Raw genomic sequence first — 6656 nt, forward strand, 5'->3', positions numbered from 1 at the left:
TGCCCCGACGCTGCGGTTGCGCCGTTCAGCTCGCGCCGCCGCGTGTGCAAAAAGCGCCGTGGTCAGACGTCGGTTTCGTCTTCGTCGGAGCGTTCCGCGCCCGGCGGCACTTGCGGATCGACGACGTGGTCGGTGTCGATATCGCGGTCCATCTCCAACGTCGAATCGCCATCGGCCGACGCGCGCTCGCCCGTACCTGCGCGATCGGTATTGCTGCCGAGTGCGGCGTCGCCGGCTTCGAGCGCGTGATTGTCGAGCTCCGTATCGACGTCGAAATCGTGACGCCTCGCGCCCGCCACGTCGCTGCCGCTATCGGACGAGTCGCTGGGACCCAGCGCGCCCGTCGTGCCGGACGTTTGCTTGACGGTCTGCTGCGGCTCTTCATCGGGGTTGAGTGTGCTGCTCATAAAAGCTCCCTTTCCGGTTGGTCACGTCGACTTTTCCGCAAGGACCGTTCCGCCTCAGCGCGCTGGTCACCTACCAGTGGCATCGCCCTTGCTTCCCGCCGATCACACGGCACACATCGCGCCTACTCGGCGAACCGGTTCGAACCGGGTTTGAAACTTCTACCTGCAACAATGGCTACCGCGACTCATTCCACGACCACATCACGCAGCCCGACCACCGCGAACGGCAACACCGCGCCCCAACCGATGCCGCCGGGACTGCGCCACGCCGACGACACGAGGCCCGGCTACACACGCAAGCGCGAGCGGAACGGCTTCATCTATTTCGACGTCGACGGCAAGCGCATCGTCGATGAGGACGAGATTCAACGCATCAATTCGCTCGCGATTCCACCCGCGTACGAAAACGTGTGGATCTGCCCCGATCCGCGCGGTCATCTGCAGGCGACCGGCCGCGACGCGCGCGGCCGCAAGCAGTACCGCTATCACCCCCGCTGGCGCGAAACGCGCGATGCCGACAAGTACGAACGGATGGCCGAGTTCGGCCGCGCATTGCTCAAAATCCGCGCGCGCGTGGCGCGTGATCTGAAGCTGCCCGGCATGCCGCTCGACAAGGTCGTCGCGGCCATCGTGCAGTTGCTCGACACGACGCTGATCCGGATCGGCAGCGCAGAATACGCGCGCGATAACCACTCTTACGGACTGACGACGCTGCGCAAGAAGCACGTGAAGATCAGGGCCGGTCAATTGCGCTTCCAGTTTCGCGGCAAGAGCGGCATCGAGCACGACGTGACAGTGGACAATCCGAACATCAAGCGCATCGTGCGACGTTGCGCGGAGCTGCCCGGTCACGACCTGTTCCAGTATCTCGACGAAGACGGCACGCGCCACAGCGTCGGCTCGACGGATATCAACGACTACCTGCGCCGCGTAAGCGGCGCGGACTTCACCGCCAAGGACTACCGCACGTGGGCCGGCAGCGTGTACGCGCTGGCGGCATTGCGCCGCTTGATGTGCAGCAGCGCGGCCGAAGCGCGTCGTCATATCGTCGCGATCGTGAAAGAAGTGGCGACGCTGCTACGCAATACGCCCGCCGTCTGCCGGCGCTGCTATATCCACCCAGCGATCATCAGCGCGTTCGAGGCGGGCGAGTTGCAGAGCCTCGCGCCAGGCCAATCGCGCCGCGGACTCAAGGTAGATGAAGTGGCCTTTGCGGTGCTGCTCGCGGAGGCGGAAAAGCGTGCGGCGAAACTCGCGCGCGCATCCGGTGACAAAGGACGCAAGACGCGGGAGTCGTCGGTCGACGACAGTATCAACGGTTCGTTGACGAGTCTGCTAAAAAAGTCACGCGTGGTGCGCAAGAAAGCCACCGCCGCGAAAGACAAAAGCGCCGCGGCACATTTGCGAGCCACGCCACGCGTGCGTACGCGGCGCGCTGCGCGGGAAATGGCCTCCGAACCGAAACCGCCGGCCCAGTGACGGGCTCAGCGCCGAATCGACTCCGGCTCAAACGTCTTCCTCGAACGCCGCCATCACGAGCCAAACGTCGCGTTCGCCGTCGCGTATCTCCGCCGCCAGCGCATAGGCATCGTTTGGCGAACATACGCGCGCGCGCGTGCTATGCGCGACTTCACCGTTGTCGAACACACGCTCAGTCAACGGCCGCACTTCCTGCTTGCCTTCGAACATCGGCTGTTGCCGACGATACACGAGCGTCTCGGCCTTCCAGTTGCTGAAGCACTCGCGAACATGCGCGAAGTTCCCGCCACAGATGTTCGCCTGATAATGAATCTTCTTAGTCACGATTTTCTCCCTCGATGGGGAGCGCGATATCGCCGGCGCGTTACGATGAACGCACAGGTGCCTGGCCGCGCCCGCATCGATCCAGCGTTACTGTCCCTTCGTATCGCTGCTGGCATTGGCGCCGGGCGTGTTCGTCGTATCGGTCATCGGCTTGTTTGCCTTCGACTTCTTGTGATGATGTTTCATCGACGAAGTCGATCCCATGGTGCTGCCCGTGACATTCGACGCGGGCTCGTTGCCCGCCGTCGGCGCCGCGGTCGCCGCGCCATGCGCGTTGCCGCCGCCGGTGCCGCTATTGCCGTTACCGCCGCCCGCCTGCGCGAACGCGGCGCCCGACGCGACGGCGCCCGACGCGACCATACATGCCGCGAACAGCCATGCCTTCGGATACTTGCTCATCTGGGTTCTCCCTGAAGTAAAAGGACGGGTGCGATCCTTCGGTTCCCTGCTGCCATCACTGAGAATCGAGCAAGGCCTATGCCGCGCGATGCAGTCGTCGCATGCGCGCATCGCGCTTTGCTCATCAGCGCTGGCGTCGGCACTGACGAAATAATTGCAAACGCGCTCGCATCCTTTACGCACGCGGTGCCTCGTCGCGCGGATGCGCCGCGCGCCACGGCGTAACGGCGCCGCATGGCTAGATGGAACGGCCGTTGCTAAATGCCTCGGTACATTCACCCCTTCAAAAAGGAGCCCATCATGGTGATGCAGACCCAGACACAAGGTGCGAACATCGTCGGTAAAGGCGCCGCGACCGCGGAAGGCCCGGGTCCGGATGTTATGGCAGCGGCTACGCTCGACGGCAACAAGGTTATCAGCAGCGACGGCGAGCACATCGGCAAGATCAAGGACATCATGCTCGACGTGCGTTCGGGCCGCGTCGCGTATGCGGTGCTGTCGAGCGGCGGTTTTCTCGGCATCGGCGACAAGCTGCTCGCGATTCCGTGGCGTGCGCTGACACTCGATACGCAGGAAAAATGCTTCGTGCTGAACATGGTGGCCGAGCGCGTGAAGAACGCACCGGGATTTGATAAGGATCACTGGCCATCGATGGCGGATCAGACGTGGGCCACCACCGTGCATCAGTACTACGGCAGCGAACCGTACTGGGGCGACGTCTATACGAGGCGCGACGACCTCGGCGTCGGTGACATTCCCGCGGGTTCGTCGGATGCGCCCGAGGCCGGGGGCGTGAAGCTCTGATCGCCAAATCGACCATTTTTGACGCGTGGCGAGTCCGACATTCCGCTTCAGGAGACAACACAATGGCGACCCGAAAGACCAGCAGCAAATCGAAACGCACTGTGTCTCGTGGCAAGTCGGGACGGCCAGCGCGTCAGCGCCACGCGCAGGCGCACACCGCGCATCGCGCCAAAACCGCGAAGTCGAGCGGCGCATCCGGCGCGAAGAGATGGTCGCATCACGTAATGGAAACGAGCGACGCGATGGACATCCAGAAGGATATTTTCAAAACCGGCAGCGCGGAGTCCATCGCGCAATCGTTGAAGCACTCGTCGACAGCGAGCCGTCGACGCAAGGGCACGCCGTTTCAATCGGCGATGTCGATGCTCAATTTCTACATCAATCGAGCGGGCCGAAACCTGCCGAAGGAGCGGCGCAATACGTTGCAGCGGGCCAAGCGCAAGCTGCGCGAAGCGTTCGGACGAGAGCCGCGGTGAGGTGACCGGATGACGGCGCCATCACGCGGCACGGCGCTTCAGTCGGCTCCAGGCTGAATGCCGAAGGCACTCTGCACGGCCTCGTACCGCGAATTGACGTTCAGTTTTTCGAACACGTTCTTCATGTGCCATTTGACCGTCTCGGGTGCCAGATTCAATGATCGTCCGATTTCCTTGTTGGACAGCCCGCGAGCGACGTAGCCCAGTATTTCGAGTTCACGCGCGCTCAGTGTGCCCGGCGTTATCTTCGTGTCGGCATAGCTCGACGAAGAAGATGGCGTGTTATCCGCCTCGTCGAAAGCCGACAGCACCGTGCCGATATACGTGGCGTGCCCGGTCGCGATTTCCGATGGCGTGCGGCGAAAACGTTCCAGTAACGCACGCATCGGCGGCCCCTCGTCCACGAAGCTATTGATCATCCCCATCGCGCCGCCGATCCGCAGCGCGTTTCCCAGCACGGCGAACGCCTGTTCCGAGGCACCGTTCTGCTCATGCGCGAGAGAAAGCAGCAGCGAAACGACGGCCTCGGCATAGCGCCAGCCCAGTGCAACCAGATTGTCGAGTGAGCGCGAGAGAAAGCCAACGGCGTCGCCGGCGGCATTTTCAGCGAGCAGAACGCGGGCTTGCAGCACGCAGTAGCTTGCCCACGTTTCCATCGCCGAGCCCCGTCGCCCTTCGCACATCATCGGTACACTCGCGCTCAGTTCGTCGGTGACCTGTCGTGCCTCGACCACCCTACCGTCGGCAAGCAGCTGTCTGACGGTTTCCGCATCGCACGCGAGCTTCAGACGCAACCATCGACGGGTTATCGCGAGCTGTCGACCGTCCTCGAGAACGGCGAGCGCCGGCCCTTTTTTGCCATCCCGCCACAGCAGGCGCGACGCGGTAAGCATATAGCGCATCAATGCGGCGAGCGGCGAAGTCTCCAGCGCGATGGTCATGCGACCGTCGATCAACTTCCGCGCCTTGGACAGCTCGTTGCACTCGTAGTAAATCGACGCAAGGCAACCGGCTACCGCGGCCGCGCCCGCCGACCACTCTCCTAGCTTGTCTTCGGAGTACCGCATCGCGACCTCCATCACCCGCCTCGCATCGGGAAGTTCGCCGTGTATCAGCGCGGCGATGCCGTACACCGCGTCGCGCAACATATCCGCGCTGTTCGGTTTCCGGCTGAGCCCCACCTGATCGACCCGCGCTCTCCATACGCGGGAGATGTAGGCGAACTGCCCTCTATACATCAAGCCGAAAATCTCCGCGCTTTGCCCGTAATGGCGTACCCACGGTTCCGCAGGCGCCGTCGATGCCTCAACGGCACGCCCGAGTTCCAGCGCATGTTCGCTGTCGTCGTTCACGCAAGCGATCACCGCGTGGATCGCGTTGATCTCCGCCCATGCGACCTCGTCGGCTACCGACCGATCATCACGGGCCATTCGTTCGAACTCGTCGGCAATCTCGCCGATCTCCTTCGACGCGCGCGCGGTCTCAAGCGACATCGCGAGAGCCCAGGCTTTCGCCAGACGCAAGCGCAGTCGACCCGCGATCACGTCCGGCGGCAGTTTGCGAATCCAGCCCGGCAGCATGAACGGGTCGCCGCGTTGGAGCATCTCCATCGCACAGTTTTCGGCCCACTGCGCCGCCTGCCCGATGTCGCCCGCTGCCAGCGCATGTCGCACGGCTTCGCGCCACAGGCGAGCCCGCGCGAACCACAGGCTGGCCCGGCGATGCAGCAACGGAACCTGTCGTGGCGTCTGACGCATGAGACGGCGGCGAAGCGCATTGCTCAGCAATGCGTGATAGCGATACCAGTTCTGCGTCTCATCGAGCGGCCGGATGAACACGTTATGCCGCTCGAGCCAGCCCAGCTTTTCTCCGCTTTCGCCCTCACCGCCCATGACATCGTCGCACAGCGTCGCCGTAAGCCGCTCGAGAATCGACGTGTAAAGCAAAAACGTCAGCATGGGCGGCGGCAAATGCGCAAACACCGTATCGTTCAGGTAGCGATCGATGCCGAAGCGGGAACCGGCGAGATGACTGGCGAGCGCGGCCACGTCATCGATCCGGTTTAGTCCGAGCGAAGCCAGTTGCAAACCGGCCACCCAGCCTTCGGTCGCGCTGTTCAACAACTCGACGCTGTTGCGGTTGAGCAGCGCGTTACCGGTGTGATCGAAAAACGCCTGAGCATCGTCGAGCGAAAAGCGCAGATCGTCGACATTCACACGCGAAAGTTTGTCGGGCGAGCGCAGCCCGCTCAGCGACAGCGCCGGTTCGCCGCGCGCGCCGAGCAGCACGTGAAGGTTGTCGGGCGCGTAGCGCAGCAGGCGCGACACGATCGCGAGAACGGGTTTCGCGCTCAGACGGTCGACGTCGTCGAGCACCAGGAAAACACCGCGGCCGTATGCGGCGATGCCATTGAGCAGCACTGAAATGACCGTTCTGACCGGCGTGTGTGCATCGTTATCGAGAAGTTGCTGTGCCTGCCACGCGATCTCCTGCGACGCGCGACAAAGCGCCGCCACCAGATAGGCCCCGAGTTGCTGCGGATCGTCGTCTTCTCCATCGAGACTGAGCCACGCAACGGGACGCTTCTTTCTCGTTTGCGCTTCGCTCCACGCCGCAAGCAAGCTCGTTTTGCCGAAACCCGCGGGCGCGGTCACGAGCGTAATGTGACGCGGACGTCGTTCATCGAGTCGCCGGAGCAATCCCGGCCGTTGCACGCAACCCGCGGGAAGACGCGGCGGCATCATCTTGGTCTGGATCAGCGAGACGA

General features: G+C 63.3%; 8 protein-coding genes and 1 pseudogene. 4 read left to right on the forward strand and 5 right to left on the reverse strand.

Translation table 11 applies throughout. The features are described from left to right. Positions 1-62 precede the first annotated feature (62 nt). Positions 63-407, reverse strand: a complete 345-nt coding sequence (locus OKW38_RS38610; protein WP_429365533.1) for a chemotaxis protein — start codon at positions 405-407, stop codon at positions 63-65. 171 nt (positions 408-578) lie between these two features. On the opposite strand from OKW38_RS38610, the gene OKW38_RS38615 reads away from it, so the two are divergent. Then, positions 579-1886, forward strand: coding sequence for a DNA topoisomerase IB (locus tag OKW38_RS38615; RefSeq protein WP_429365534.1), 1308 nt, complete (start codon positions 579-581; stop codon positions 1884-1886). A gap of 27 nt (positions 1887-1913) precedes the next feature. Here the strand turns inward: OKW38_RS38615 and OKW38_RS38620 are convergent, their stop codons facing one another. Both OKW38_RS38620 and OKW38_RS38625 read right to left on the reverse strand, forming a co-directional pair. Continuing rightward, a complete protein-coding gene (locus tag OKW38_RS38620) occupies positions 1914-2210 on the reverse strand; it encodes a hypothetical protein (RefSeq protein ID WP_429365535.1) in 297 nt (98 codons plus the stop codon). A gap of 87 nt (positions 2211-2297) precedes the next feature. Further along, positions 2298-2609, reverse strand: a complete 312-nt coding sequence (locus tag OKW38_RS38625) for a hypothetical protein (protein ID WP_090809736.1) — start codon at positions 2607-2609, stop codon at positions 2298-2300. 300 nt (positions 2610-2909) lie between these two features. Here OKW38_RS38625 and OKW38_RS38630 point away from each other — a divergent pair, with 300 nt between their 5' ends. Beyond that, positions 2910-3413, forward strand: coding sequence for a PRC-barrel domain-containing protein (locus tag OKW38_RS38630; RefSeq protein WP_090809734.1), 504 nt, complete (start codon positions 2910-2912; stop codon positions 3411-3413). 62 nt (positions 3414-3475) lie between these two features. Continuing rightward, positions 3476-3889, forward strand: a complete 414-nt coding sequence (locus OKW38_RS38635; RefSeq protein WP_429365536.1) for a DUF3175 domain-containing protein — start codon at positions 3476-3478, stop codon at positions 3887-3889. Between the two features lie 38 nt (positions 3890-3927). On the opposite strand, the gene OKW38_RS38640 is transcribed toward OKW38_RS38635, so the two are convergent. Then, positions 3928-5937: a LuxR C-terminal-related transcriptional regulator gene (locus OKW38_RS38640; protein WP_429365587.1), complete on the reverse strand. Its 2010-nt coding sequence runs from the start codon at positions 5935-5937 to the stop codon at positions 3928-3930. 111 nt (positions 5938-6048) lie between these two features. Here OKW38_RS38640 and OKW38_RS38645 point away from each other — a divergent pair, with 111 nt between their 5' ends. Beyond that, positions 6049-6312 (forward strand): hypothetical protein, encoded by a 264-nt coding sequence (locus tag OKW38_RS38645; protein ID WP_429365594.1) that lies wholly within the window; start codon positions 6049-6051, stop codon positions 6310-6312. On the opposite strand, the pseudogene OKW38_RS38650 reads toward OKW38_RS38645, so the two are convergent. Continuing rightward, a pseudogene (locus OKW38_RS38650) lies at positions 6232-6633 on the reverse strand (AAA family ATPase); the annotation flags it as partial. The gene OKW38_RS38645 and the pseudogene OKW38_RS38650 overlap by 81 nt on opposite strands. Positions 6634-6656 lie beyond the last annotated feature (23 nt).

This window comes from Paraburkholderia sp. MM5496-R1, from assembly GCF_050436205.1.
Lineage (GTDB): Bacteria > Pseudomonadota > Gammaproteobacteria > Burkholderiales > Burkholderiaceae > Paraburkholderia > Paraburkholderia tuberum.

Coding starts and splice junctions, on each gene's coding strand:
- OKW38_RS38610 (WP_429365533.1), bottom strand. CDS start 407: ATGAGCAGCACACTCAACCCCGATGAAGAGCCGCAGCAGACCGTCAAG.
- OKW38_RS38615 (WP_429365534.1), top strand. CDS start 579: ATGGCTACCGCGACTCATTCCACGACCACATCACGCAGCCCGACCACC.
- OKW38_RS38625 (WP_090809736.1), bottom strand. CDS start 2,609: ATGAGCAAGTATCCGAAGGCATGGCTGTTCGCGGCATGTATGGTCGCG.
- OKW38_RS38630 (WP_090809734.1), top strand. CDS start 2,910: ATGGTGATGCAGACCCAGACACAAGGTGCGAACATCGTCGGTAAAGGC.
- OKW38_RS38635 (WP_429365536.1), top strand. CDS start 3,476: ATGGCGACCCGAAAGACCAGCAGCAAATCGAAACGCACTGTGTCTCGT.